Source organism: Lysobacter arseniciresistens ZS79, from assembly GCF_000768335.1.
GTDB lineage: Bacteria > Pseudomonadota > Gammaproteobacteria > Xanthomonadales > Xanthomonadaceae > Novilysobacter > Novilysobacter arseniciresistens.
Map to the genome: position 1 here is coordinate 125,544 of NZ_AVPT01000003.1, position 26,621 is coordinate 152,164.

General features: G+C 69.5%; 22 protein-coding genes. 13 read left to right on the forward strand and 9 right to left on the reverse strand.

The window, feature by feature from the left end:
- Positions 1-60: 60 nt before the first annotated feature.
- The 4 genes from N799_RS02945 to gcvH all read left to right on the forward strand — a co-directional run bounded on the left by N799_RS02945 (position 61) and on the right by gcvH (position 3,170).
- Positions 61-1,017, forward strand: coding sequence for an SPFH domain-containing protein (locus N799_RS02945; RefSeq protein ID WP_036207591.1), 957 nt, complete (start codon positions 61-63; stop codon positions 1,015-1,017).
- Positions 1,018-1,020: 3 nt separating this feature from the next.
- Entirely contained in the window at positions 1,021-1,458 is a 438-nt protein-coding gene (locus tag N799_RS02950) for an NfeD family protein (protein WP_036207593.1), read from the forward strand.
- Positions 1,459-1,552: 94 nt separating this feature from the next.
- Positions 1,553-2,674 carry a glycine cleavage system aminomethyltransferase GcvT gene (gene gcvT, locus N799_RS02955; RefSeq protein WP_036207596.1) on the forward strand — a complete coding sequence of 374 codons (1,122 nt, stop codon included), beginning with the start codon at positions 1,553-1,555 and terminating at the stop codon, positions 2,672-2,674.
- A gap of 100 nt (positions 2,675-2,774) precedes the next feature.
- Positions 2,775-3,170: a glycine cleavage system protein GcvH gene (gene gcvH / locus N799_RS02960; RefSeq protein WP_036207598.1), complete on the forward strand. Its 396-nt coding sequence runs from the start codon at positions 2,775-2,777 to the stop codon at positions 3,168-3,170.
- A gap of 434 nt (positions 3,171-3,604) precedes the next feature.
- Here the strand turns inward: gcvH and N799_RS15610 are convergent, their stop codons facing one another.
- Positions 3,605-3,841 carry a hypothetical protein gene (locus N799_RS15610; protein WP_160279951.1) on the reverse strand — a complete coding sequence of 79 codons (237 nt, stop codon included), beginning with the start codon at positions 3,839-3,841 and terminating at the stop codon, positions 3,605-3,607.
- A gap of 125 nt (positions 3,842-3,966) precedes the next feature.
- On the opposite strand from N799_RS15610, the gene N799_RS02965 reads away from it, so the two are divergent.
- Positions 3,967-4,506, forward strand: coding sequence for a hypothetical protein (locus tag N799_RS02965; RefSeq protein ID WP_036207601.1), 540 nt, complete (start codon positions 3,967-3,969; stop codon positions 4,504-4,506).
- A gap of 124 nt (positions 4,507-4,630) precedes the next feature.
- On the opposite strand, the gene N799_RS02970 is transcribed toward N799_RS02965, so the two are convergent.
- Positions 4,631-6,067 (reverse strand): serine hydrolase domain-containing protein, encoded by a 1,437-nt coding sequence (locus tag N799_RS02970; protein ID WP_052101109.1) that lies wholly within the window; start codon positions 6,065-6,067, stop codon positions 4,631-4,633.
- 72 nt (positions 6,068-6,139) lie between these two features.
- On the opposite strand from N799_RS02970, the gene N799_RS02975 reads away from it, so the two are divergent.
- The 3 genes from N799_RS02975 to N799_RS02985 all read left to right on the forward strand — a co-directional run bounded on the left by N799_RS02975 (position 6,140) and on the right by N799_RS02985 (position 10,077).
- Positions 6,140-6,733, forward strand: coding sequence for a LemA family protein (locus tag N799_RS02975; protein WP_036207603.1), 594 nt, complete (start codon positions 6,140-6,142; stop codon positions 6,731-6,733).
- A 40-nt stretch (positions 6,734-6,773) separates the two neighbouring features.
- On the forward strand, positions 6,774-8,702 hold the full coding sequence (locus N799_RS02980) for a M48 family metallopeptidase (RefSeq protein ID WP_036207605.1): 1,929 nt from the start codon (positions 6,774-6,776) through the stop codon (positions 8,700-8,702).
- Positions 8,703-8,826: 124 nt separating this feature from the next.
- Positions 8,827-10,077, forward strand: coding sequence for an NTP/NDP exchange transporter (locus tag N799_RS02985; RefSeq protein WP_081974671.1), 1,251 nt, complete (start codon positions 8,827-8,829; stop codon positions 10,075-10,077).
- A 112-nt stretch (positions 10,078-10,189) separates the two neighbouring features.
- Here the strand turns inward: N799_RS02985 and N799_RS02990 are convergent, their stop codons facing one another.
- Positions 10,190-12,658, reverse strand: a complete 2,469-nt coding sequence (locus N799_RS02990; RefSeq protein ID WP_036207609.1) for an acyl-CoA dehydrogenase — start codon at positions 12,656-12,658, stop codon at positions 10,190-10,192.
- A gap of 191 nt (positions 12,659-12,849) precedes the next feature.
- Here N799_RS02990 and N799_RS02995 point away from each other — a divergent pair, with 191 nt between their 5' ends.
- Both N799_RS02995 and N799_RS03000 read left to right on the forward strand, forming a co-directional pair.
- Entirely contained in the window at positions 12,850-13,440 is a 591-nt protein-coding gene (locus tag N799_RS02995) for a TetR/AcrR family transcriptional regulator (protein WP_036207800.1), read from the forward strand.
- 65 nt (positions 13,441-13,505) lie between these two features.
- Positions 13,506-15,287 carry a phosphoenolpyruvate carboxykinase (GTP) gene (locus N799_RS03000; RefSeq protein WP_052101114.1) on the forward strand — a complete coding sequence of 594 codons (1,782 nt, stop codon included), beginning with the start codon at positions 13,506-13,508 and terminating at the stop codon, positions 15,285-15,287.
- Between the two features lie 60 nt (positions 15,288-15,347).
- Here N799_RS03000 and N799_RS03005 read toward each other — a convergent pair whose 3' ends face one another.
- From N799_RS03005 to hslO, 4 genes are all read right to left on the reverse strand, one after another.
- Positions 15,348-16,643 (reverse strand): aspartyl/asparaginyl beta-hydroxylase domain-containing protein, encoded by a 1,296-nt coding sequence (locus tag N799_RS03005; protein ID WP_036207611.1) that lies wholly within the window; start codon positions 16,641-16,643, stop codon positions 15,348-15,350.
- Between the two features lie 84 nt (positions 16,644-16,727).
- Positions 16,728-19,616 (reverse strand): TonB-dependent receptor plug domain-containing protein, encoded by a 2,889-nt coding sequence (locus N799_RS03010; protein ID WP_036207613.1) that lies wholly within the window; start codon positions 19,614-19,616, stop codon positions 16,728-16,730.
- A 394-nt stretch (positions 19,617-20,010) separates the two neighbouring features.
- Positions 20,011-20,877 carry an XOO1806 family protein gene (locus tag N799_RS03015; protein WP_036207615.1) on the reverse strand — a complete coding sequence of 289 codons (867 nt, stop codon included), beginning with the start codon at positions 20,875-20,877 and terminating at the stop codon, positions 20,011-20,013.
- Positions 20,878-20,982: 105 nt separating this feature from the next.
- Positions 20,983-21,912, reverse strand: coding sequence for an Hsp33 family molecular chaperone HslO (hslO, locus tag N799_RS03020; protein WP_036207617.1), 930 nt, complete (start codon positions 21,910-21,912; stop codon positions 20,983-20,985).
- 54 nt (positions 21,913-21,966) lie between these two features.
- Here hslO and mtgA point away from each other — a divergent pair, with 54 nt between their 5' ends.
- The 3 genes from mtgA to N799_RS03035 are packed head-to-tail and all read left to right on the forward strand — an operon-like array spanning position 21,967 to position 24,178.
- Positions 21,967-22,728, forward strand: coding sequence for a monofunctional biosynthetic peptidoglycan transglycosylase (gene mtgA / locus N799_RS03025; RefSeq protein ID WP_052101117.1), 762 nt, complete (start codon positions 21,967-21,969; stop codon positions 22,726-22,728).
- Positions 22,729-22,746: 18 nt separating this feature from the next.
- The gene (locus N799_RS03030) at positions 22,747-23,790 is read left to right on the forward strand and encodes a glycosyltransferase family 2 protein (RefSeq protein ID WP_036207620.1); all 1,044 of its coding nucleotides are present in this window, start codon (positions 22,747-22,749) and stop codon (positions 23,788-23,790) included.
- Positions 23,750-24,178, forward strand: coding sequence for a CBS domain-containing protein (locus tag N799_RS03035; protein ID WP_036207808.1), 429 nt, complete (start codon positions 23,750-23,752; stop codon positions 24,176-24,178). The genes N799_RS03030 and N799_RS03035 overlap by 41 nt, the downstream gene beginning before the upstream one ends.
- A gap of 26 nt (positions 24,179-24,204) precedes the next feature.
- Here N799_RS03035 and N799_RS03040 read toward each other — a convergent pair whose 3' ends face one another.
- Together N799_RS03040 and N799_RS03045 are read right to left on the reverse strand one after the other, a co-directional pair.
- Complete coding sequence (locus tag N799_RS03040; RefSeq protein WP_081974665.1) at positions 24,205-26,229, reverse strand: AsmA family protein; 2,025 nt, start codon at positions 26,227-26,229, stop codon at positions 24,205-24,207.
- A 12-nt stretch (positions 26,230-26,241) separates the two neighbouring features.
- Entirely contained in the window at positions 26,242-26,580 is a 339-nt protein-coding gene (locus tag N799_RS03045) for a hypothetical protein (protein ID WP_152597788.1), read from the reverse strand.
- Positions 26,581-26,621 lie beyond the last annotated feature (41 nt).

The window sequence follows — 26,621 nt, forward strand, 5'->3', positions numbered from 1 at the left end:
CGCGGACACCGCCGGGCCGTGCCTATACTTCCCACCATCAAAGGGAAATGGGGGTGGGGCATGGGACTGGGGACGATTCTCGCGATCGTGGTGGTGTTCGCCGGCGTGGTGTTGCTGTTCAAGGCGGTGCGGATGGTGCCGCAGGGCTGGGAGTGGACCGTCGAAGCCTTCGGCAAGTACACCCACACGCTGTCGCCCGGCCTGCACTTCCTGGTTCCGATCTACCAGGGCATCGGACGCCGGATCAACATGATGGAACAGGTGATGGACGTGCCCAGCCAGGACGTCATCACCAAGGACAACGCCGTGGTCAAGGTCGACGGCGTGGTCTATTTCCAGGTGCTCGACGCGGCCAAGGCCGCCTACGAGGTGGCGCAGCTCGAGGTCGCCACGCTCAACCTGGTGATGACCAACATCCGTACCTCGATCGGTTCGATGGACCTCGACGAGTCGCTGTCGCGCCGTGACGAGATCAACGCCAAGGTGCTGGCCGCGGTCGACCAGGCCACCCACCCGTGGGGCGTCAAGGTCAACCGCATCGAGCTGAAGGACATCGCGCCGCCGCGTGACCTGGTCGAGGCGATGGCGCGCCAGATGAAGGCCGAGCGCGAGAAGCGCGCCAACATCCTGGAGGCCGAAGGCTTCCGCCAGGCCGAGATCCTCAAGGCCGAGGGCGAGAAGCAGAGCGCGATCCTGGAGGCCGAGGGCGAGCGCGAGGCGGCGTTCCGGGAGGCCGAGGCGCGCGAACGCCTGGCCGAGGCCGAGGCGCGTGCGACCCAGATGGTGTCGGACGCTATCTCCGCCGGCAACGTGCAGGCGATCAACTACTTCATCGCCCAGAAGTACGTCGAGGCGTTCAAGGCGCTGGCCGAGGCACCGAACCAGAAGTTCGTCCTGATGCCGATGGAGTCGGCCGGGGTGATCGGTTCGATCGCCGGCATCGCCGACCTGGCGAAGGAAGCGCTCGACCGCCCGGCCGGTGCGCACGCCGTCGCGCCGCCTCGAGTGGGGCGCTGAGCCATGCGCTGGGGCTGGCCGGCGGTGGCGTGGGCGGCGATCGCGCTGCTGCTGATCGCGGCCGAGACGCTGGCGCCGGGCGCCTTCATGCTGTGGCTGGGGTTCGCGGCGGCGGCGGTGTTCGTGCTGGTGCTGCTGTTCGACCTGCCGCTGCTGGCGCAAGCGGTCGCGTTCGTGGTGCTGAGCTTCGTGTCGATCCAGATCTACCGCACGCGCTTCCGCGGCCGCCAGCGACCGAGCGACCGGCCGACCCTCAACCGCCGCGCCGACGCGCTGGTCGGGCGGGTGGTGCCGCTGGAGCAGGCGATCGTTGCCGGCCGCGGGCGCGTGCAGATCGCCGATGCGTACTGGGACGTCGCCGGCCCGGACCTGCCGGCCGGCACGCCGGTGCGCGTCACCGGCAGCGATGGCATGACCCTGCGGGTCGAGCCGGCCAGCTGACCGGCGCCCCGCCGGCGCCGACCATACGGCGCCGACGCGCCCGCCCGCGCGATTGGCGATAATGCCGCCCTCCCCACAGTCGCGTGCACGCCCCATGACCCGGAAGACCATCCTCAACGACAGCCATCGCGCGCTCGGCGCCAAGATGGTCGACTTCGGCGGCTGGGACATGCCGATCCACTACGGCTCGCAGATCGACGAGCATCACGCGGTGCGCAAGGACGCCGGTATGTTCGACGTCTCGCACATGACCGTGGTCGACCTGAAGGGCGAGCGCACCCGGGAGTTCCTGCGCAAGCTGGTCGCCAACTCGGTCGACAAGCTGGCCAGGCCGGGCAAGGCGCTCTACACCTGCATGCTCGACGAGCGCGGCGGCGTGATCGACGACCTGATCATCTACTTCCTCGCCGACGACTTCTTCCGGCTGGTGGTCAACGCCGCCACCCGCGAGAAGGACCTGGCGTGGATCAACCGGCAGGCCGCGCCGTTCGACGTCAAGGTGACCGAGCGCGACGACCTCGGCCTGGTCGCGGTGCAGGGCCCGTCCGCGCGCGACAGGGTCATCGGCCTGCTGCGCGAGGAGGACCGTGCGGCCATCACCAGGCTCGGCCGCTTCGCCGCCCGCACCGCGCAGCTGGCCGACGGCACCGGGGTGTTCATCGCCCGCACCGGCTACACCGGCGAGGACGGCTTCGAGGTCGTCGTGCCGGAAGACCGCACGGTCGCGTTGTGGGATGCGCTGCTGGCGGCGGGCGTTAAGCCGGCCGGCCTCGGCGCCCGCGACACCCTGCGGCTGGAGGCCGGCATGAACCTCTACGGCCAGGACATGGACGAGCAGGTGTCGCCGTACGAGGCCGCGCTCGGCTGGACCGTCTCGCTCGACGAGGGCCGCGACTTCATCGGCCGCGACGTGCTGGAGCGGCAGAAGGCCGACGGCGCGCCGCGCCAGATGATCGCGCTGGTGATGGACGACAAGGGCGTGCTGCGCCACGGCCAGAAGGTGCTGACCGCGCACGGCGATGGCGAGATCCTGTCGGGCACGTTCTCGCCGACGCTGGGCAAGGCGATCGCGTTCGCGCGGGTGCCGGCCGGCGAGATCGCGCTGGGCGCCGCGGGCGGAGTGCGGGTCGACATCCGCGGCCGCGAGGTGCCGGTGCGCGTGGTGAAGTTCCCGTTCGTGCGCGAAGGCCAGCCGCAGGACGGCGTGCTGGCCTGATCCACCCGGCACCGCGGCCGCCGCGCCCCGTGCGCACGCGCCGCGACGCCTTCGCTACACTGTCCGCCCCTTCACTTGACCGCAGAACCGGAGCACCCCCATGAGCGAGATTCCCGGCGACCTGAAGTTCCTGAAATCCCACGAGTGGGTCCGCGTCGAAGCCGACGGGAAGGCCACGATCGGCATCTCCGACCACGCGCAGGGGCTGCTGGGTGACCTGGTGTACGTCGAGCTGCCGGGCGTCGGCGACCGCGTCGAGGCGGGCACCGCCTGCGCGGTGGTCGAGTCGGTCAAGGCCGCCTCCGACGTCTACGCGCCGGTCAGCGGCACCGTGGTCGAGGTCAACTCCGCGCTGGGCGACAAGCCGGAGACCATCAACGAGGACGCGTTCGGCGAAGGCTGGCTGTTCACCGTCGAGATGGACGAGCCGGGCCAGGCCAACGACCTGCTCGACCCGGACGCCTACGCCGAAGTGCTCGAGAACGACGACCACTGACGGACGACCGTCATGGTCGTGCCGGGCATCCGGCACCCCGAATCCGCGTCGGCGACGGCGCGGATTTTTTGTTGCCCCGCATGTCGGCACGACGCGACGGTCGCCGGAATTCCCGCGCACTTTCGCCTTGTGCGTTGCGATACAGGCGCGGCGGCGCTCGCGTTGCCGCCAATGGCGGGTGGCTAAAAATTCACCAACGTGTTCGCGGTGTGTTTTCGCCCGAAGCGTGCGCGTCGCTGCGCCGCGCGAATATTTCGGTTTGCTGCAGGCCGCGCTGCGCCTTGCTATCAGCGTCATTCAAAGGAGCCGGCCCGTGGCGTCCAGTGCACTGTCACGCACACGATGACGGCAAGCGCGTGCACCGGCGTGGTTTTCGCCCCGGCAACCGCCCGAAAAAAATCGCGAGCACTTGTTGACACTATGAAAAACCGTGATTAGGTTTCGCGAAACAGACGTTTCCAACGGAAGCGAGTGAGCAAAGACGGCGCGACAACGCGGGTGACAAAACGGAACTCCGCCAGGACGATCGAAACGGTGGACGCGGCGCTTCTGTCCCCCGCGAAAACGTTCCCCCCGAAGTCGCGAAACCTTTCCTTGCATGCAGCCCGGTCGGCCATCGGCGGATCGGGTTTTTCTTTGCGCGCGATGCGCAACCGGCGCGTCGCCGGCATGCAGGTGGAAGGGCACGGATCCGCTCCGGCATCGATGGTGCCGGCGGTTGGTCGCGGGGTCGCACCCCGCGGCGTTTTGGTACTGGGCTGTACACCCCGATAGACCACTGACGAGGAGCCATCTCATGGCCACGAAGAAAGCTGCGAAGAAGAAACCCGCCGCGAAGAAGGCGGCGAAGAAGACCGCCAAGCCGGCAGCGAAGAAGGCCGCCGCCAAGAAGACCGTGCGCAAGTCCGCGGCCAAGAAGGCGGTGAAGAAGCCGGTCGCCAAGAAGGCCGCCGCCAAGAAGACCGCGAAGAAGGCAACCGCCAAGAAGGCCGTGAAGAAGACGGCGAAGAAGGCGACCAAGAAGACCGCCGCGAAGAAGACCGCCAAGAAGGCGGCAACCAAGCGCCCGGCCGCCAAGAAGGCCGTGAAGAAGACGGCGAAGAAGGCGACCAGGAAGACCGCTGCGAAGAAGACCGCCAAGAAGGCGGCGACCAAGCGCCCGGCCGCGAAGAAGGCAACCGCCAAGAAGGCCACGGCCAAGAAGGCCACGGCCAAGAAGGCGGCGGCCCGCAAGCCGGCAGCGAAGAAGGCCACGGCCAAGAAGCCGGCCCGTCGCGCAACCAAGAAGCAGCAGGCCCCGACCGCGATGCCGGCGACCCCGGCGCCGATGATCTAGGCCACCCGATACCGCAACACTGCAATCAGCCCTTCCCCGCGGCCCAGGCGGGGGAGGGCTTTTTCATTGGTGGGATGCTCCGGGCCGGAGTGGCCGACGCGAAGGCGAAGGCGGCTGCGCCCGATCAGTACGGCGCGGCGGTTGCTTCGGCGCTGCTGCTGCCCGGCGGGTTGCGGCCCTGGCGGGCGTACCAGGTCTGCTGGTCGAAATCGATGTCGAGCCAGGCGGTGGCGCTGGAGCGGATGCCGACCGCGCGGTCGAGCATGGTCGGCAGCAGGCCGGTCGGCACCGAGCTTTCGCCGTTCCACAACACCACGATGCCGAGGTCCTGTTCCGGCAGCAGCGCGATCATGCCGCGGTACCCCTGCACGGCGCCTGCGTGGTAGACCAGCGGCGTGCCGGAGTAGTCGTAGACGCGCCAGCCCAGCGCGTAGCCGGCGGAGTCGAGCCGGGCACGCCGCCACGACGAGCTGCGGGTCTGGTACGGCGTGTCGACCAGCGGCTGGTGCAGGGTCGCGAGCAGCGGCGCGGGGATCACGTCGGGGCGGTGGCCGGTCTGCGCGATCAGCCACTGCGCCATGTCGCTGGCGCTGGCGTTGACGCCGGCGGCGGGAGCGACTTCGTAGTAGGTCGGCTTGGGCATCACCGAGACCCAGCCGCCGCGGCCGCGGCCGCGCACGTGCGGCTTGGCCCAGCGGGCGCTCGACTCGATGCCTTCGAGGCCGAGGCTGGCGTCGTTCATGCCCAGCGGCTTGAGCAGCCGGCTGCGCACTTCCTGGCTGTAGAAGTCGCCGGTGGTGGCGAACACGATGTCGCCGATCAGGCTGAAGGCGACGTTCTGGTAGGCGTAGCAGGTGCCGGGCTGGCACTTGAGCGGCGCGCTGGCGAGGCGTCGGGTCAGGGTGCGGTAGTCGACGTAGCGCTCGAGGTCGCGGTCGAACGCGTTGTGCGACAGCCCGACCCGGTGGCTGAGCAGGTCGGCCACGGTGATCTGGCTGGCGGCGCCCGGCTGGCTCAGCTGGAACTCGGGCATGTAGTCGGTGAGCTTGCTGTCCCAGCGCAGCCGGCCGTCGTTGACCAGCAGGCCGGCCATCGTGCCGGCGAAGCCCTTCGACAGCGAGGCGAGGCGGAACACGGTGTGCGCGTCGACCGGCTCGGCGTCGCTGACATCGGTGATGCCGTAGCCACGCGCGCTGAGCACCTCGCCGTCGTGCACGATCGCCATGGCCAGGCCAGGCACGCGCTGGTTGGCGACGATCTGTTGCGCCATCGCCTCGAACATCTGGACGTCGAACTCGGCCGGCAGCGGCGGCGCGGCGGGTTTGGCGGGTTGCCGGGCGGCCGGGGTCGTGGCGACGGCCGGCTGCAGGGTCGCGGCCTGCGTCGCTGCGGCGGGGGTGTCCGTTGAAGCGGCGTCGCCGCCGGTGCCGGTCGCGGCGACCGTATCGCCACCCCAGGGAAGCGTGGTCTGGGCGGCCGAACCGAGGGTCAGTGTCAGCAGGAACGCGAGCGCACCCAGTCGCCCGCCGATGCGAGGGAGCCGGTTGGCTTCGTCTTTCATAGGTCGTGGTGCCTGCGTATGCTCGGGTTCCCCCGGATCATAGCGCCGGTTTTCAGGGTTACGCGAGCAACTATGTTCAGCTTCCTGATTTTGTTGGGTTTGTTCCTCCTGTTCATGTTCTGGGGCATCGGTCTCTACAACGGGCTGGTGACCGCCCGGAACGCTTGGCGCAACGCCTTCGCACAGATCGACGTGCAGCTGCAGCGCCGGTTCGAGCTGATCCCGAACCTGGTCGAGACCGCCAAGGGCTACCTCGCGCACGAGCGGGAAACCCTCGAGGCGGTGATGCAGGCGCGCGCGGCGGCGGTGTCGGGGCTGTCCGCGGCCAAGGCGGCGCCGGGCGATGCCGGCGCGATGGCCCGGCTCGACGCCGGCGAGCGCCAACTGGAGGGCGCGTTGGGCCGGCTGATGGTGGTCGCCGAGGCCTATCCGGACCTGAAGGCCAACCAGACGATGGCGCAGCTGTCCGAGGAACTGACCAGCACCGAGAACCGGGTGGCGTTCGCGCGGCAGGCCTACAACGACGCGGTGATGGCCTACAACAACAAGCGCGAGGTGTTCCCGTCCAGCCTCGTCGCCGGCAATTTCGGCTTCAAACCGGCGGCACCGCTGTCGCTGCCTGCGGACCAGCCGGAGATGCGGCAGGCGCCGCAGGTGCGGTTCTGACGCCGGCCCGGGTGCGGGCGCTGCCTGCCGACGCGGGCCGATGAACTTCTTCGAACGACAGGCGGCCGCGCGCCGCGCATCGACGCGCCTGGTGGTGCTGTTCGCGCTGGCGGTGCTGGCGATCGTGCTGGCCGTCGATGCGCTGGCCTGGGCGCTCAGCGGCGGCAGCGGCGGCGCGCTGGTCGTCGCGACGGTGCTGACACTGGCGACGATCGGGCTCGGGTCGCTGTACCGGCTGGCGAGCCTCGGTGGCGGCGGCGAGGTGATCGCGGCCCAGCTGGGCGGCACGCCGGTGGCGGCCGGTGCCGTCGAGCCCGACCTGCGACGGCTGCGCAACGTGGTCGAGGAGGTTGCGATTGCTTCCGGCGTGCCGGTGCCGGGCGTGTACGTGCTCGAGCACGAGGCCGGCATCAATGCGTTCGCCGCCGGCCACGGCCCGGCCGACGCCGTGGTCGCGGTGACCCGTGGCGCGCTCGACCGGCTCAACCGCGACGAATTGCAGGGCGTGGTCGCGCACGAGTTCGCGCACATCCTCAATGGCGACATGCGGCTGAACCTGCGGCTGGTCGGGGTGCTCTACGGCATCTCGATGCTGGGACTGATCGGCCGGCACGTGCTGGACTTCGGCCGCATCGGCCTGGGCGGGCGCGACCGGCGCGGTGCCGGCATGGCGGTCGGCGTGATGGTCGCCGCGGCGGTGATGATCGTGATCGGCTGGATCGGGCTGTTGTTCGCGCGGCTGATCCGCGCCGGCGTCAGCCGCCAGCGCGAGCGGCTGGCCGATGCGAGCGCGGTGCAGTTCACCCGCCAGCCGGCGGGGCTGGCCGGCGCGCTGAAGAAGATCGGCGGGCTGCCGGATGGTTCGGTGCTGGTGTCGTCGGGCGATGCCGAGGAAGTCAGCCACATGCTGTTCGGCGAGGGGCTGGGTTTTGAGGGACGGATGGCGGACTGGTTGGCGACCCATCCGCCGCTGGTCGAGCGCATCCGGGCGCTGGAACCGGGCTTCAGCGACCGGCAGCTGGCCACGCTGTCGGCGCGCTGGATGGACCACCCGCCGCACGGCTTGCAGGAGGACCTGCACCTGGGCCTGACGGGCGATGGCGCGCTGCCGTCGGCACGGTCCGAACAGGCGGTCGAGCCGGGCCGGGTGTCGGGCCGGGTCGGCAGTCCCGACCGGGATGACCACCGCCGCGCCGATGCCGTCGTCGGCGAACTGGGCGAGGAGTTGCGCGCACTCGCGCGTGATCGCGACCGGGCGATCGCGCTGGTGCTCGGCCTGATGCTCGACCCGCGTGCGGACGTGGCGCAGCGGCAGCTGTTCGGGATCGGCGCGCGGCTTGGCGAGGCGGTGGCGCGCGACGTGCGCGAGCTGCACGACCGCCACCTCGAGCACCTGCACCCGATGCTGCGGCTGCCACTGGTCGAGCTGGCGTTCCCGGTGCTGCGCCGCCGGCCGCGGCCGCAACTGGACCTGTTGCTGGACGCGGTCGAGGCGGTGTCGCGCGCCGACGGCGAGGTGTCGCTGTTCGAGTACTGCCTCGGCCGCCTGCTGCGGGTGCAACTGCACGAGTCGTTGAGACCGGCCCGCTATGCCACCTTCGGGCGACGCAAGCCGGGTGCGCTCGCCGGCGAAATCGCCACGCTGCTGGCGGTGGTGGCCGATGCCGGCCATGCCGACGAGGCGTCGGCGCGGCACGCGTTCCTCGCCGGGATGCGGCACATCCTGCCCAATCAGCACGTGGCCTACCGCGCGCCGCAGCATCCGGTGCCGGCGCTGGAAGAGGTGTGGCCGACCCTCGACCTGCTGCATCCGCTGGCCAAGCGCGTGCTGGTGGAGGCGGTGACGGTGGCCGCCAGCCACGACGGCCGCGTCAGCGTGGCCGAGGCCGAGCTGCTGCGCACCGTCTGCGCGATCCTGCATTGCCCGCTGCCGCCGCTGCTCGGCGCCGAACCACGGACCCGTCACTGACAGTCGGTCCGCCTTCCGCTACCGTGCCGCATCGCTCGCCCCGCCACCTGCCGTGACCTCGAACGTCTCCAACCTGCGGCGCTTCCGCGTCGCCCTGGCCGAGTCACCGCCGCTGTGGTGGGCGATGCTCTACTTCTTCTGCCTGCTGTGCGGCTATTACGTGCTGCGGCCGGTGCGCGACGCGATGGGGGCCTCGGGCGACCCGGCGACGGTGTTCCCGCGCTGGCTGGTCGAACTGGCCGGCGCGACCGGCCTGGACCTCGGTGACTACACCCTGCAGGTGCTGTTCAGCGCGGTGTTCGTGGCGATGGTGCTGCTGCAGCCGGTGTACGGCGCGCTGGTCGCGCGTTATCCGCGGCGGGTGTTCCTGCCGGTGGTGTACCTCGTCTTCATCGCCTGCCTGTTCGGCTTCTACTGGCTGTTCGACAGCGGCGTGTCGGGGCGCGGGGCGGCGTTCTACATCTGGACCGCGGTGTTCAACCTGTTCGCGGTGGCGGTGTTCTGGAGTTTCATGGCCGACGTGTTCGACAACGAGCACGCCAAGCAGCTGTACGGCTACATCGGCGCCGGCGGCACCATCGGCGCGCTGGTCGGCCCGGCGATCACCCGCTGGCTGGTCGGCCCGCTCGGTGTCGCCAACCTGCTGCTGGTGTCGGCCGGGTTCTTGGCGGTCTGCCTGTTGTGCATCCTCAGGCTGCGGCCGTGGGCGATGCGGCGTGAGCGACGGAGCGGGGAACGCAGCGGCGAGGAGGCGATGGGTGGCTCGGTGCTGGCGGGCCTGCGCCTGGTGTGGAGCGATCCGCTGCTGCGGGCGCTGGCGGTGACGATGGTGTTCGGCGTCGGCGTCGGCACGCTGCTCTACAACGAGCAGGCGGCGATCGTGCAGCGCTACTACCCGACGCCGGAAGCCGCGACCCGCTACTACGCGACCATCGACTGGGCGGTGAACGGGTTGACCCTGCTGATCCAGCTGTTCGTGACGCGCTGGCTGCTGCGCCGCCACGGCGTGGGACCCGCGCTGCTGGTGCCGGCGTTCGCGATCCTGCTCGGCTACTGCCTGCTGACCGCATCGCCGCTGCCGCTGATGGTGGCGGCGGTGCAGGTGGCGACGCGCGCCGGCGAGTTCTCGTTGGCCAAGCCCGGTCGCGAAACCATCTACACCCGGGTCGACCGCGAGTCGCGCTACAAGGCCAAGGCGGTGATCGACACCGTCGTCTACCGCGGCGGCGACCTGACCTTCGTCTGGCTGCACAAGGCGGTGTCGCTGCTCGGGACCACCGCGGTATTCGCGACCGGCGTGCTGGTCGCGCTGGGATTCACCGCGGGTGCGTGGGGGGTGGTGCGGGCGCAGCGGCGGCTGCCGGGCGGGGATTGACGGCGAAGGCAGATGGCTCCTGCCGTCGGGGCAGGTGGCGGGCCCTCGATGATCGGTGGCCCCAAAAGAGAACGGCGGGACATGCCCGCCGTTGTCTCCGGATCGCTGCAGCTCAGGCGACTTCGCGCCGCGGCTCATGCTCCTCGCGATACCCCGCCGAACGCAGCTCGGCGGCGTCGAAGTCGTCGACGCTGATCGTGTCGACGGTCATCTCGCGCAGCTCTTCCAGCTGGCGGCGCTCCTCGGCCGTGATCCAGCCTTCGCGCACGCCCTCGTCGAGCTGGGCGCTGAAGGTCAGCGCTTCGATGTCGCTGCCCTTGATCGCCTTGAGGAACTTGCGCTCGACCGGCTCGGCCAGGATCACCGCCGGCAGGTAGCTGTTGATGCGGCCGGCCGGGTTGGTCGGCCCCGGCGTGGTGAACACGCCGGTGGCGAGGCGGTCGCGCGCCTCGTTGGGCGACATCAGCAGGCTCGCGGCGCGACGGCTGAGGCGGTCGCCCGGCGGGGTGGCGCGGCGACCGAGCGGGAAGATCAGCGCCCACAGCAGCCAGCCGACCGGCCGCACCGGGAAGTTGCGCAGTGCGCCCGACAGCGCCACCTCGATCTTGTGCACGGCATTGAGCAGCGACCACGCCAGCAGCGGGTGGTCGGCCTCCGGCCGGCCTTGGTCCTCGTAGCGCTTGAGCAGCGCACTGGCGATGTAGAGCTGGCTGAGCACGTCGCCAAGACGACCCGACAGCGACTCCTTGAACTTCAGCTTGCCGCCCAGCAGCAGCATCGAGGTGTCGGCGCACAGCGCCAGCGCCGACGAGTAGCGGTTGAGCTTGCGGTAGTAGCGGCGGGTGTAGGCGTCGCCCGGCGCCTTGCCGAAGCGCGCGGCGGTCAGGCCGAACCACAGCGAACGCACCGCGTTGGAGATCGCGAAGCCGATGTGGCCGAACAGGTTGCGGTCGAACTCGCGCACGCGCTCGTCGCCCTCGGGCAGCATCGCCGCCTTCATCTCCTTGAGCACCCACGGATGGCAGAGGATCGCGCCCTGGCCGAAGATCATCAGCGAGCGGGTCATGATGTTGGCGCCCTCGACCGTGATCGCGATCGGTGATGCCTGCCACGACCGGCCGAGGTAGTTCCGCGGCCCCAGGATGATGCCCTTGCCGCCGTGGATGTCCATCGCGTCCTGCGCGACCTGGCGGCCCATCTCGGTGCAGTGGTATTTGGAGATCGTCGACGGCACCGCCGGCAGTTCGCCGCGGGCCACCGCCGCCGCCGAGGCCTCCGACAGCGCGCTGATGGTGTAGGCGTTGCCGGCGATCCGCGCCAGCGCCTCCTGCACGCCCTCGAAGCGGCCGATCGACAGCCCGAACTGCTTGCGGATGCGCGCGTAGGCCCCGGTCACCACCGCCGCGAGCTTGGCGCCGCCGCTGGCGGTCGAGGGCAGGGTGATCGAGCGGCCGATCGACAGGCACTCCACCAGCATCTGCCAGCCCTTGCCGGCGTAGGCCTCGCCACCGATCAGCTGGCTCAGCGGGATGAACACCTCGCGGCCGCGGACCGGGCCGTTCTGGAACGGGCTGTTGAGCGGCATCGCGCGGCGGCCGACCTCCACCCCCGGGGTGTCGCGCGGCAGCAGCGCCAGGCTGATGCCGATGTCGCGCTTGTCGCCCAGCAGGCCGTCCGGGTCGTACATGCGGAAGGCCATGCCGATCAGCGTCGCGACCGGCGCGAGGGTGATGTAGCGCTTGTCGAAGGTCAGCTTGACGCCGACCACGCTGGCGCCGTTCCACTCGCCCATGCAGACGATGCCGAAGTCGGGGATCGACGTCGCGTCCGAGCCGGCCCACGGGCCGGTCAGGGCGAAGCAGGGTACCTCGCGGCCATCGGCCAGGCGCGGCAGGTAGTGGTCCTTCTGTTCCTGGGTGCCGTAGTGCATCAGCAGCTCGGCCGGGCCGAGCGAATTGGGCACGCCGACGGTCGAGCTGACCACGGAGGAGATCGACGCCAGCTTCTGGATCACCTTGTGGTTGCCCAGCGCGCTGAACCCCAGGCCGCCGTATTCCTTCGGCACGATCATGCCGAAGAACCTGTTCTTCTTGATGTAGTCCCACAGCTCCGGCGGCAGGTCGGCGCGCACGTGGGTGATGTCCCAGTCGTCGACCATCCGGCACAGCTCCTCGACCGGGCCGTCGAGGAACGCCTGCTCCTCGGCGCTCAGCGCGGGCGCCGGCTGGTCCAGCAGCACCTGCCAGTCGGGCCGGCCGGAGAACAGCTCGCCCTCGAAGCCGACCGTGCCGGCCTCGATCGCCGAGCGCTCGGTTTCCGACAGTGGCGGCAGGATCTTCGTGTAGAAGCCCAGCAGCGGCGTGCTGATCAGCGGCAGGCGGATCTGCGGCAGCAGCAGCGGCAGCGCGACGATCGCGGTGACCACAGCCGCCACCGCGGTGGCGGTTCCGCTGGCACCGAGCAGCCAGCAGGCCAGCAGCGCGACCGCGGTCAGCGCCACCCAGACCGGCAGGCGCAGCCGGTGGTAGGCCGCGAACGCGCCGACCAGCAGTAGGACAAGGAAGGGAACTGCAATGCTCATTGGACGCTCCAGCAGTGGTGCGACGACAGTGACAGGGTAGATGGCTGCAGGTGGACGGTGCGGAAAGATGAACCGTCCAACATACGGACGAGTATGGTAATCTCCCGCGATCGAGTCAACACCACCCCGGCATCAGTACGCTCCCCCGTCGGTGCCGTACGGTTGTTACAATCGCCACCCTGATGACGACCATGCCCACGACCGCCCCCTCCCGCCCTGAGCGCAACGGCCGGCTCAGCGCCGATGACTGGGGCCAGGCCGCCCTCGACCTGATCGCCGAGCAGGGCGTGGCCGCGGTCGCGGTCGAACCGCTCGCGCGCCGCCTCGGGGTGACCAAGGGCAGCTTCTACTGGCACTTCCCCTCGCGCGATGCCTTGCTGGTGGCGGCGCTGGAGCGCTGGGAGAAGGTCGAGCAGGAAGAGGTGTTCGGCCAGCTCGAAGCCATCGCCGACCCGAGCGAGCGCCTGCGCGCGCTGTTCAACCTGGTCGCGCACGAATACAAGTCGCACGTCATCTACTCCGAACTGCTCAAGGCGCTGGACCACCCGGCGGTGCAGCCGGTGATCGGCCGCGTGTCCGACCGCCGCATGGAATACCTGACCGCCTCGTTCCGCCAGGCCGGGCTCGGCCGTACCGACGCCCAGCACCGTGCGCGGCTGGCCTACGCGGCCTACATCGGCTTCCTCCAGCTCAACCTGCAGCTGCACCAGGCACGCCTGCAGCACGACGAGTTCGACGCCTACGTCGAGCACGTGATGGCGACGCTGATTCCTTCCTCCTGAACGGCCCTGCGGGTCGCTCGCTCCCTTCTCGAAACCACCGGCTGGAGGCCAATGCCGTGAATGCCATGTCCGAAGCTGTTCCCGTCGCCGCGACTGCCGGCAGCAAGCTCCAGGCCCTGAACGCCTGGGTCGCCGAGGTCGCCGCGTTGACCCGTCCGGACCGGGTCCACTGGTGCGACGGCAGCGATGCGGAGAACGCGGAACTGGTGCGGCGGATGGAGGCCGACGGCACCCTGATCCGGCTCAACGAGCAGACCCATCCGAACAGCTTCCTGCACCGCTCGGACCCGGACGACGTCGCCCGCGTCGAGCACCTGACCTTCGTCTGCACCCCCGAGCGCGACGATGCCGGCCCGAACAACCACTGGATGGCCCCGGCCGAGGCGCACGCAAAGATCGATGCGCTGTTCGACGGCTGCATGGAAGGGCGCACGATGTACGTGATCCCGTACTGCATGGGGCCGATCGACTCGCCGCTGTCGCGTTGCGGCGTGGAGATCACCGACAGCCCGTACGTGGTCGCCAACATGCGGATCATGACCCGCATGGGCGCGCCGGCGCTGGCCCGGATCGAGAAGGAGGGTAGCTTCGTCAAGGGCCTGCACTCGACCGGCGAGCTCGACCCCAACCGCCGCTTCATCATGCACTTCCCGGCGGAACTCACGATCAAGTCGTACGGCTCGGGCTACGGCGGCAACGCGCTGCTGGGCAAGAAGTGCCATGCGCTTCGCATCGCTTCCTACCAGGCGCGCAGCGAGGGCTGGCTGGCCGAGCACATGCTGATCCTCGGCATCACCAACCCGCAGGGCGAGACCCACCACATCGCCGCGGCGTTCCCGTCGGCCTGCGGCAAGACCAACCTGGCGATGCTGATCCCGCCGGAGGGTTACCTCAAGGACGGCTGGAAGATCACCACCGTCGGCGACGACATCTGCTGGATGCGGCCGGGCAAGGACGGCCGCCTGTACGCGATCAACCCCGAGGCGGGTTTCTTCGGCGTCGCCCCGGGTACGTCGAAGAAGTCCAACCCGAACGCGCTGGCCTGCCTGCAGCGCGACGCGATCTTCACCAACGTCGGCGTCACCGCCGACAACCAGCCGTGGTGGGAAGGCATCGGCAATGGCCTGACGCCGGTGACCGACTGGCGCGGCGAGCCGTACGACGCCGACAAGCGTCCGGCCGCGCACCCAAACTCGCGCTTCACCGTCAGCGCCAGGTCCTGCCCGAGCTACTCGCCGGAAGCGGAGAACCCGGAGGGCGTGCCGATCTCGGCCATTGTCTTTGGCGGCCGGCGGGCCTCGCTGGTGCCGCTGGTGTTCGAGGCCCGCGACTGGACCCACGGCGTGCTGGTCGGCGCCGCGATGGGTTCGGAAACCACCGCCGCCGCGACCGGCGCGGTCGGCGTGATGCGCCGCGACCCGATGGCGATGAAGCCGTTCTGCGGCTACAACTTCGCCGACTACTTCAGCCACTGGCTGTCGTTCGACAACGGCAGCAACAAACTGCCGAAGATCTTCCACGTCAACTGGTTCCGCAAGGGCGACGACGGCACGTTCCTGTGGCCGGGCTTCGGCGACAACCTGCGCGTGCTGGAGTGGATGATCGGTCGCGTGAAGGGCGAGGCCGGCGCGGTCGAGACCCCGATCGGCAACCTGCCGGCCGCCGGCGACCTCAACCTGGATGGCGTAGAGCTGGGCGAAGAGGCCCGCGCGAAGCTGTTCGGCTTCGAGCGCGACGGCTGGAAGGCCGAGTTCGACAGTATCGGCGAGTACCTCGACACCTATGGCCCGCGCATGCCGCAGGCGCTGAAGGACGAGCAGCGGCGGGTGGTGGAGTCGCTCGACTGATAGCGGCTGCGACCACGGTCACCTGGAACGGGCCCCGAGGGGCCCGTTTCCGTTTGCGGGTCAGAGCTGGTCGCCCTTGAGTTCGCCGATGGCGACCACGAGTTCCGTCACCGCCTCGCGTTCGACCTCGGTCAAGTGCGGGTTCCAGACATCGAACAGCAGTACGACGCGGGTCCGGTCGCTGTTGTTCCAGGCCTCGTGCTCGAAGGTGTCGTCGAAGGTGACGCACCGGCCTTCGCGCCAGTCGTGCCGCTGGTCGGCGATCCGAATGGTGCAGCCCTCCGGCACCAGCAGCGGCAGATGGGTGACGACACGGGTATTGGTGACGCCCGTGTGGGGGAGGATATGGGACCCCGGCCCAAGCACGGAGAACAGCGCCTCCGGTCCGTGGCCCGGGATCCGGACGATGGGGGTCGAGTCCAGCGCGGCTACGGTGTTGGGCGCCCGGCGGCAAGCCTCGGGGTCCCTGCGGCCGTGGCGGTAGAAGAACAGGCCATCCCACTGCGGTCGCTCGGAGCTGCCGCCGAGGTAGGTGGACTTTTCGCCCGGCGGCGGAACGCCAAGGAACGGCACAAGGGGCGCGTCCTCCGCGAGGACCTGCTGCAACTCGGCCTGGAGCCGCGGGGTGTGGGCCTCCAGCTGCTCGTGCCAGGGCAACAGTTCGCGCGAAAAGATCGGGGTCTCGGGGAGCCCTGGGAAGTAGAGGAACGTGGGTCGCTGGTCCGCCCTTGACGGCGCGATCGAGCGGTCACCCAGGTAGCCCGCGATGCACTGGCGCACCCGGGCCACCGCGGCGGCGCCGTGGCGCGCGCTCAACGGTTCGATCAACGCATCGAGCACCGCCGGGAACCGGTCGCGGACGAACGAAATGGCATGCCGCACGGCGGGTCGCAGAGCGGGTGGGGTATTCGAGTCGTCGAGCCAGATGCCGGACGACTGTGCGCCGGTCAGGGCCCGGAGATAGGCGGCGACCGCCTCGCGAGTCCGGGACTGCTGCTCGAGCGCCGTCCCGAGGTAGAGCTGTGCCGGATACAGCGTGGGCTCGTCCGTCAGCGCGGCACGCAGGACCTGCTCGGCCTCCTCGGGTGCGCGCTGGTGAAGCAGCGTCAAGCCCATGTTCTTGCGGGTCGCACTGTCCTGCGGGGCGGCATCGAGCGCGCACTGCAGCAACTGCCTTGCCGACCGGGTATCGCCGCGGGCGAGCGCGGCCATCGCGAGGAAGTTCAATGCTTCCGTGTCCCCCGGAGCGACGTCGAGCAATGCATGGAACGCCGTCGCTGCCCGTGGGTGGTCGCCGCCCCGTACCGCGTCGTGTGCGACCTCGCGCAGTTGCTCGGGTGTGGTGGTGCTGGTCATGCAGTGGACTCCGGCCCGGGATCAATGAAAAAGGGCGGCTCCGTTACCGGAGCCGCCCCGAAACAACCCCTGATCAGACCTCGATCAGAAGCGCTGCACGTACTCCATGTAGATGTAGCTGGAGTCCGGGATGTCGTACTGCGGGTCGAACGAGTTCGCGAAGACCGTGTACGAGGTCGGCGGACGCTTCTTGAACACGTTGTTCATGCCCAGCTTGACGGTTCCGTTCCACGGCAGCTCGTAACGGGCCTGCACGTCGTGGTAGGTGGTCGCGCCGAGCTTGTTGCGCGGGGCCGGGCCGGTGTCGACCCGACGATCCGGGTCACTGCACAGCGGACCGAAGCCGCAATCCTCGACCAGGCCGGAGTAGTAACGGGTGATCCAGGTCACGCCGAAGTCACCCATGCTCCAGTCCAGCGAACCGTTCGCGCGCAGGCGCCAGTTCGGATCCTGGTTGAAGTACATGCCGACGACGTTCTCCGGCTCCGCAGTCTCGGTCTGCTGGATGTCGTACTTGGAGGTGTACGAGGCATTGAGGCCGGCGGTGAACCGGCCGAACGAGGTCTCCGGGAACCGGTAGTCGACGCCCAGGTCGTAGCCTTCCACGTTGATGACGGCGAGGTTGGCCGGCGCCAGGATCATGGAGGTGATCTGGTAGTTGACCGGATCGCGGGTGAACAGCGAGCAGGCGGTCTGGTTACCCTGTGCGTAGCACTCGTCGAGGATGGTGGCGACCGACAGGGTCGACAGCGCGCCTTCGATCTCGACGCTCCACCAGTCGAGGGTGACGTTCAGGCCATCCACGTAGGACGGGCTGTAGACCAGGCCCAGCGTCTCGCTGGTGGAGGTCTCCGGACCGGCATTCGGGTTGCCACCGAACGAGAACGGGTAAATCGTCTGCCCGAAGTAACCGTCGCCACCGTTGGTGCGCTGGATGAAGTCGGCGGGGACGCCGTCAGCGGCACACGCAGCGGCGATGGTCGCGGTGAGGCCCGGGTTGTCGGACGAGCAGATGTCACCGAAGCTCTCGTAGCTGTCGGCGATGCCGCGGTACAGCGTCTGGATCGACGGTGCACGGAAGCCCTCGGCCCAGTTGCCGCGGACCATCAGGTCCTCGAACGGCTTCCACTTGAAGCCAAACTTGCTGTTGAGGGTGTCACCGAAGTTGCTGTAGTCCGAGTAGCGCGAAGCCACGCTGAACTCCAGCAGCTGGGCACCCGGGACATCGGCCAGCACCGGGATCAGCAGCTCGGCGTAGATTTCGTCGAGGTCGTACTCACCGGAAGTCGGCAGACGGCTGTTGCCCGAGGTGTAGCCGGCAGCAACGAAGGCGTCCGGACGGTCGAAGCCGCTCTCCTTGCGCGATTCGATACCGGCGGCGAAGCCCATCATGCCACCCGGCAGTTCGACGATCTCGCCGCTGAGGTTGGCGGTGAAGCTCTCGCTGCGGTTCTGGAAGGCGTCCTGCGCGGTGAACAGGATGGCGTCCAGCTGCTCCTGCGGCATGGTGCCGGCCGGGGCGAGCGGGTTGAACGGCACGCAACCATCAATGATGTTCTGCTCGTTCACGTCCGGGGTTGCCGGATTGTCCGGAGTACCGCAGACCACTCGACCCGAAGCGGGATCAAGGAACGACGGACCCACGCCAGCAGCGACGGCGAGCATGTTGGCGTCGCCGATCTGGGCGTCTTCCTGGTCGGACTTGTTGAAGTTGTAGCCAACGTCCCAGTCGAAGTAGCGATCGGCGAACTGGAAGCTGCCGTTGAAACCGGCGTAGGTGTGGACGGTCTTGACGTTCTGCTGGTAGACGCGGTTCTGCTCGGTCAGGCGGCGGCTCCAGGTCACGTCACGGCCGTCGCCACCGTAGAGGGTGTTGTACGGGTTGAAGTAGCTGTCGCCACTCAGAACCGTGTTGGCAGCGTTGCCCAGCGCCGGGCCGCCGCTGAGCGGGAAGCCGGCCAGCTGCTGCTCCGAGCGGCGCTCGTTGTACAGCGCGTCGGTGACGAAGCTGATGCTGTCGGTGATGTCGAAGCGGCCCTTCAGGTACAGGGCGGTGCGGGTCTGCGGGGTCAGCAGGTAGTTGTCTTTCGCGTAGTTGTAACCATGCTCGGCGGAGCTCCACGGCACGAACTGGTCCAGGCTGTAGCGCTGCTGGCCGGCAGGCCCGGTTCCGGTGGCACCCGGCGGCACGATGGTGAACTCGCTGAAGTCACCCGGGCCGGCGTTCCAGATCTTGCCGTTGGCCGAGAAGCCGCTGCGATCGTTGCGGCCAAACACCGGCACGGCGGACTGCTCGCGGTCGCCGGCCATGACTTCGCCTTCCTCGACGCGCGAGAGGCTGATCACGACGTTGCTGCGGTCGGTGTTGGCACCGAGGGTGGCGGCAATCGAGGTGCGCTCGCCGTCGCCTTCGCTGAACTGGCCGACGTGCGCGCTGGCTTCGGCGCCGTCGTAGTTGTTGCGGGTGATGATGTTGACCACGCCCGCGATCGCGTCGGAACCGTAGATGGCCGAGGCGCCGTCCTTCAGGACTTCGATGCGCTCGACGATCGCCGACGGGATGGTGTTCAGGTCAACCGAGCCACCGAGGCTGGAGACCCAGCGGCGGCCGTCAACCAGCACCAGGGTGCGCGAGGCGCCCAGGTTGCGCAGCGAGATGGTCGAGGAACCGTCGCCGCCGTTGTTGAACGTGCGGTTGATCGAGGGGCCGGCGGCCGAGATGCGGTTCAGCACTTCGGCGACCGAGGTCACGCCCTGCTTCTGGATGTCTTCGCGGCTGAGCACGAGGACCGGCTGCGAGGTCTCGGCATCGACCGAACGGATGCGCGAACCGGTGACTTCGATGCGGTCGAGGGTGGTGGCTTCCTGGTCAGCCGGGGCGGCGTCCTGCGCGAACGCAGTGCCGGTGACGGCGGTGCCCGCGACAAGCGCGAACGAGATCGCGTTGCGGAGCTTGGTGGTCTTCAAGGTCATCTCTCTCTCCAAGTGATTCTTGGTGTCCCATGGGAACCCCGCCGGTGAGGTCAAGAAAGACGCCAAATCCGGCAAGGTCGACCGATGGTAGTCCCCCTTGCGCAAAAATTAAAGTGTCGTTAATAAATATCTTCCTCGCGTTTGGATGCAATGGATTTGCCAATTAATTCAACAACATACACATGAGATCGGCGCGGTAAGCAGCGCTGGCGCGCGGGTTCGACGTTGCGCAGATGAAAAAAATTGCCCGCGACGTGGCGCGGAGGCCCCTGCACAAGCGCGCACGAATCGCCGGCTCAAGCGCGCAGGGCGAAGCCGCCGGGATGGGACCGGCGGCGTGGATGCGAAAGGAGAACGGGCGCCGCCGTGGCGCGGAGCGGCGGAGCGCCGGGACTCAGAGGTCCTGTTCGTAGCGGACGTAGGGGACCGTGCCCTCGTCCTGGTCCGCGCTGTTCGGCGAGAAGGGGTTGCGGCCCCGGGTGACGAGGTTCTCGGCACCGACGGTGAGCTGGCCGCTCCACGGCGTCCGCCAGGTCAGGCCGACGCCGAGGCCTTCCCAGTGGCCGGGTTCGCTCGGCGTGTCGACCACGCGCCCGACGATGTTTGCGCCGAAGCTGCCGATGTCGGCGCCGACGGTGATGCTCTGGCTGCTCCAGCGGTCGGCCAGCGCCGGCACGTCACCGGCGGGGATGAGGCGTGCGCGGGCCCAGGTGCCGCCGATCGATACGGTGGCCTCGTTGCCGATGTTGCGTTCGCCGTAGACGGTCAGCGTGTTCTGGTCGAGCCGGCCGGTCTGGCCGTTGGGGCTCAGCCAGGCGGGCAGGGTGTCGCGGCCCTTACCGACGGCGAGTGCCAGGCGCGTGCCGGCACGGCTGATGCCGGCGCCGATACTCGACTGGCGGCTGGAACCGGGTTTGCCGTCCTGTTCCAGCGCGGCAAGCAGGCAATGGTTGGCGAGGTTGCCGATGGCGGTGGCCAGCCCGGTCTTGCGGTCGCACACCAGGCCGAGGGTGTCCCCGGCGTCCAGCCCGAACGCGGCGTCGAGGGTGGTGCGGCCGAACCGCCAGCGGGCGCCGGTGGTGGCGTTGCCGGTCGGCTCGAGCAGCAGGACCGCTTCAAGCTTGCCGCTGGCGTTGTTCCATACCGGCAGCACGGTGGAGTCGCTGTGGGCCGGCGCCTTGCCGCCCTGTGCATGCGCGCCCGTTGCCACGCCCAGGGCGAGCAGCAGAGCCAGCGGCAGTCGGAGCAGGCGCGAGTCCATCGATATGTAACGACCGGAAACGTCCGGTTTGGTTCCCCGGTGACACGTGGATCGATCTTAGGTCGTTTATGAATCTTTAACAATCAACGGCGCGTGAAGGCGGTCTCACTGGGACCGGTCCGGCGCTTCCAGATCGGCCGCGTGCTCCTTCAGCAACCGGCGGATCTCGTCCTCGGTGAACTCGTAGCGTTCGGCGCAGAACTCGCAGCGGACGCTGGCGGGGCCATCGGCTGCGGCGGCCAGCGCCTCGGCCTCCCCCAGCGACACCAGCATCGACTCCACCCGCTCGCGCGAGCAGGAGCAGGCGAAGGCCAGCGGGCGACTGCCAAGCAACTGCAGCCCGTCCTCGTGGAACAGCCGGTGGATGACGGTCTCGCCGGGCCACTGCAACAGTTCGGCCGGGCCGAGGGTGTCGAACAGCGCCCCGGCGCGGGTCCAGCCGTCCTCGTCGCCGCCATCGCCGGGGAGCTTCTGGATCATCAGCCCGACCGCGGCTTCGTCGTCGACGGCCAGCAGCAGGCGGGTCGGCAGTTGTTCGGACTGGCGGAAGTAGTCCTCGAAGGCTTCCGCCAGCGATGGCGACTCCAGCGCTACCAAGCCCTGGTAGCGCATCGGCTCGCGGCTGCCGCGGGCGGGGTTCTCGATCGTGATGGCCAGCATCGCGTCGTCGCCGAGCGTGCCCAGGTCGCGCGAGACGGGGCCGGGCGGCTCGGCCAGCTGCACGATGCCGCGTACGGTACCGGCCGAGGTGCACTCGGCGAACACCGTCCGCAGCGCGCCCTGGCTGCGCAACTGCACCGACAGCCGCCCCTCGACCTTGGCGTGGCCGGTGAACAGCGCGGCCGCGGCGAGCGCTTCGCCGAGCAGTTCGATCGCCGCGGGCGCGTCGGCCTGCACGTCCTGCATCCGCGCGCGGATCGTCCGCCACGGTTCACCCAGGCGGACATGCACGCCGCGCACGCCGGCGTGTTCGAGCAGGAACCGGGTGATCCGGTCGTCGGACGCTTGGCCGAGGGCGGGTTCGGATGAGGTCATGGGAGGCGGTTCCTTGGGGGCGCATCGCGGATAATGCGTGCAGGCCAGTGACGGATGATCACAGATGGGGATCCAGCCCAGCCGGTGCAAGCGGTGAGCCCGAAGACCCGACCGCGCCGGCGCCGCAGGTGGCTGCGCTGGCTGCTGGCGCTGCCGTTGCTGCTGGCGCTGGCGACGCTGCTGCAGGTGGCGGTGCTGCGGTTCGTCGACCCGCCGTTCTCGGCGTTCATGGCGGCGCGGGTGCTGCAGGCCTGGGGCGCGGGCGAGGGGGCGTTCCGGATCGCCTACGACTGGCGCGACCGCGACGATATCTCCTCGCACCTGCCGGTCGCGGTGATCGCATCGGAGGACCAGCGCTTCGCCGACCACCACGGCTTCGACCTGGAGGCGATCGAGAAGGCGCGGCGTCACAATGCGCGCGGCGGACGGCTGCGCGGCGCCAGCACGATCAGCCAGCAGGTGGCGAAGAACCTGTTCCTGTGGAGCGGCGGCGGCTGGGTGCGCAAGGGGATCGAGGCCTGGTACACGGTGCTGATCGAAACCTTGTGGCCGAAGTCGCGGATCCTCGAGGTGTACGTCAACGTCGCCGAGTTTGGTGACGGCGTGTACGGCGCGCAGGCGGCGGCGCGGACGTATTTCGGCAAGGACGCGTCGCGGCTCGGGCCGGCCGAGGCGGCGCGGCTGGCGGCGGTGCTCCCCAGCCCCAAGCGTTACAGCGCGGCGAGGCCGGGCCCCTACGTGCAGCGGCGCACGCGCGCGATCCAGCGGCAGATGCGGCAGATCGGCGGCACGTCCTATCTCGACCGCCTCGACTGACCGGCTACCATGCCGGGCATGAGCGCCCACGCCGCCACGCATGACCGGTTGACCGTCGTCATCGCCGCCTTCAACGAGGCCGACAGCCTGCCGTTGCTGCAGCCGCGGCTGGCCGCGGTGCTGGACGATCTGCGCGACACCCACCGGCTCGACTGCCGGGTTCTGTACGTCGACGACGGCAGTGCCGATGCGACCTGGGTGGTGCTGCAGCAGCTGGCCGCCGCCGACCCGCGGATCGGGCTGCTGCGGCTGTCGCGCAACTTCGGCAAGGAGCTGGCGCTGACAGCCGGGCTCGACCACGTGGACGAAGGCGGCGCGCTGATCCTCGACGCCGACGGGCAGGACCCGCCGGAACTGATCCCGCGATTCGTCGACAAGTGGCGCGAGGGCTTCGACGACGTGTTCGGCACCCGGCTCGAGCGCGAAGGCGAGGGCTGGCTCAAGCGTGGCACCGCGCACGCGTTCTACCGGGTGATCGGGCGGCTGTCGAAGACGCCGATCCCGGCCGACACCGGCGACTTCCGCCTGCTCTCGCCGCGCGCGCTGGCGGCCCTGCGGCAGTTGCGCGAGCGCCACCGCTTCATGAAGGGCCTGTTCGGCTGGGTCGGCTTCAACCGGGTGGCGGTGCCGTACCACCGCGAGCCGCGCGTCGCCGGCGCCAGCAAGTTCAACTACTGGCGGCTGTGGAACCTCGCGCTGGAGGCCATCACCAGTTTCTCCACCGCGCCGCTGCGGCTGGCGACCTACCTCGGCCTGCTGACCGCGCTGGTCGCCTTCGTCTATGGCGCGTGGGTGGTCGGCAAGGCGCTGCTGTTCGGCGACCCGGTGCAGGGTTGGCCGACGATGATGGCGGTGATCCTGTTCCTCGGCGGCGTGCAGCTGATCGCGCTGGGGCTGATCGGCGAGTATCTCGGCCGGCTCTACGAAGAGGCCAAGCAACGCCCGCTGTACCTCATTGACACGTGGCAGCCGGCGGCGGGGGTATCCTCGGGCAGGGTCCAGCTCGTCGAAGGAGACGGCCATGCGCAACGTGCGGCACCTGCTAGAAGCGAAAGCGCCTGAAGTCTTTGCGATCAACCCCGATGCACCGGTGATCGACGCGATCCGCCTGATGGCCGAGAAGCGCATCGGTGCGGTCCTGGTGATCGACGGCGCGCGGCTGGCCGGGATCCTGTCCGAGCGTGACTACGCCCGCAAGATCGTGCTGCAGGGACGCTCGTCGGCGGACACCGCGGTGCGCGAGATCATGACCGCCGACGTGGTCACCGTCGGCGTCGACGACACCGTCGACCACTGCATGCAGCTGGTCACCCACCGGCGCATCCGCCACCTGCCGGTGGTCGCCGGCGGCGAGGTGCTCGGCGTGGTGTCGATCGGCGACCTGGTCAAGGCGGTGATCGAGGACCAGCAGGTCGAACTCGACCAGTTGCAGCGCTACATCGCCAGCTGAGTTGGTGCCGGCGCGACGCGTCGGCGTCACTTCGCGTAGCGCCCGCCGCAGGACGCATCCTCGCCGGGGCCGAGTTCCAGCGTCGCCAGCAACGCCGCCGGCGGCGCGATGTTCCCAAGCGTCAGCGCGATCGCCGCGCGCAGGCCGATGCGCCCCATGTCGGGTCGCAGGTCGGGGTTGGCGAAGCTGCCGTCGACCAGCAATGGCGCGCGGAACGCGAACAGGCTGCGGTCCTTCGGGCGCGGCTTGATCACCAGGTCCAGCCGCTCGTCCTTCAGGCTGATCGTGCCTTCGCCGATCAGGATCGTGTCGGTGGTATCGAACGCCAGCGAGCGCACCGTCATCAGGCCGTCGTCGACCTTGAAGTCGCCGAACGCGCAGCGCACCGGGATCAGCCGGTCCTCGGTGAGCTTGAACTTGATGATCTCGGCCAGGTCGATGCCGGCCATCTCCATCAGCAGGTTGCTGATGCGGCCGCTGCCCATGCCGACCGCGACCTCGCCGTTGCTGCTGCCGAGCATCGCCGCCACCGAGTTGCCGGTGCCGGCCAGCTGCACGTGGCCGCCGACGCGGCCGATCGCGTTCTGTGCCAGTTCGACCTTCGGCAGCAGGCTCGACAGGTCCAGCCCGCTGGCGTTGACGTCCGCGCGGGTACGGATCGGCGACTCGCGCGCGTCCATGCGGATGGTCGAGCGGATGTCGCCGCCGGCGACGCCGAAGTTGAGCGGGTCCAGCCGCAACAGGCCGTTCTCCAGGTAAAGGTGGGCGTCCATGTCGTCCAGCGGCAGCGACGGCGAATTGATGCGCGCGGCGCGCAGGCGGACGTCGGCGTCCATCGCCTGCAGCTTGTCGAGCTGGTACGGGGTGTCGGGCAGGACGCGTCCGCTGGCCTGCTCCTGGGCGGCCTTCGCGGCCAGTTCGGGGTTGGTGGACTCGCTGCCGCCGGTGTCCGGCGCGCCGCCGACGAAGCCGGCGAGGTCGTCGAAATCCAGCCGGCTGGAATGCAGGTCGGCGCGCAGGTACGGGCGTGGGCCGCCGGTGTCGACGTTGGCGTCGCCGCCGAGGTCGCTGTCGCCGACGGTGCCGTTGAAGTCGTTGTAGAACCAGGTGGTGCCGTCGCGGGTGAAATGGCCGTCGAGCCGGTACGGCGGGGTGTCGGGCAGGGCGATGCCGAGCAGCGGGTAGAGGTCGGCGAGGTTGCTGCCGCCGAGCGCGAGTTGCAGGTCGAAGTCGCGCAGCCGCAGCGGGTCGAGCAGGGTGCCGCGGGCATGCGCGCGGGTGTCGCCGGCGCGTGCGCGGGCGTCGATCCGGTAGGGGCTGTCGGGGTTCTGCAATTCGAGCGGCGACTCGGCCTCGCCCTCCAGCGAGAACGCGTTGCCCTGCCAGCGGCCGCCGCCCTCGACCACGATCGGCGGTGCGCGCCCGTCGCCATCCGTCGCCCCGTCCTCGGCCTTCGCGGTGGCGACGTCGACCTTGATGTCGGTGTCGTTGGCGGCGTCGACGAAGGCCAGCTTGCCGTCGTCGATCCAGACCCGGCGGAACTCGACGTCGGTGTCACTGCCGGGTTCGCCGAAGTTCCAGTTGCCGCCGTGCTCGCCGGTCTCGAGGTTGAGCCGTGGCGCTGACAGGCGGATGTCGGGGATCAGCACTTCGCCGCGGAACAGCGGCTTGATCGCGAGGGCCAGTTCCAGCCGGCGCGCCGAGGCCATCACCGGGGTTCCGGCCCAGTCCGCGTTGCCGAACGCCAGCCCGTCGGCGGTGATCACCGGGACCCAGCCGAGGTCGACGTCGAGGTCGCCGCCGATCTCGAACTCCCGGCCGGTGCGCGCTTCCACCTGGCGCTCGATCGGGCCCTTGAACCAGTTCCAGTCCCACAGCAGTACCAGCACCACGATGGCCAGCGCGAGCAGCGCCAGCGCGGTCAGCCACGGGTGGCGCGTGACGTGCCGCCACGGCGGTTGCCGGGGGCCGTCGTTACCGCCGCCCGGTGCGTCGCTGCCGCGCGGATCGGAGCGTTTGCCCGGCGCGTCCGCTGGCGTGTCGGTGGCCATCCGCCGCGGACGTCACTCGGGCCGGCAGGCGAGCGGTCCGGTTTCGTCCTGGCCAAGCACCGCGCCGTCGTCCTCGACCGAGAACTCGAGCGCGCCACCGGTGAACAGCGGCGGGCTGCGGTCGGCGATCCGTTGCAGTTCGACCGTGCGGCCGTCGGCGGCGCTGGCGACCACGGTGTCGCCCATGACCGCGACACTCCAGCCGTCGTCGCAGCTGTAGCGCATGCTCGCGGTATCGGTGTCCACCATGGCGGGGTCGACCGGCGCGGCGTCGGGTTCGGCGCTGCAGCCGGCCAGAACGACGGCGCCGAGCACCGCCGCGAACAGCAGTTGTCTGGGGAAGGCTGGCATGTCGGTCCACTCCGGGTGCGGGGTCGAGGCCACCTTCCGCA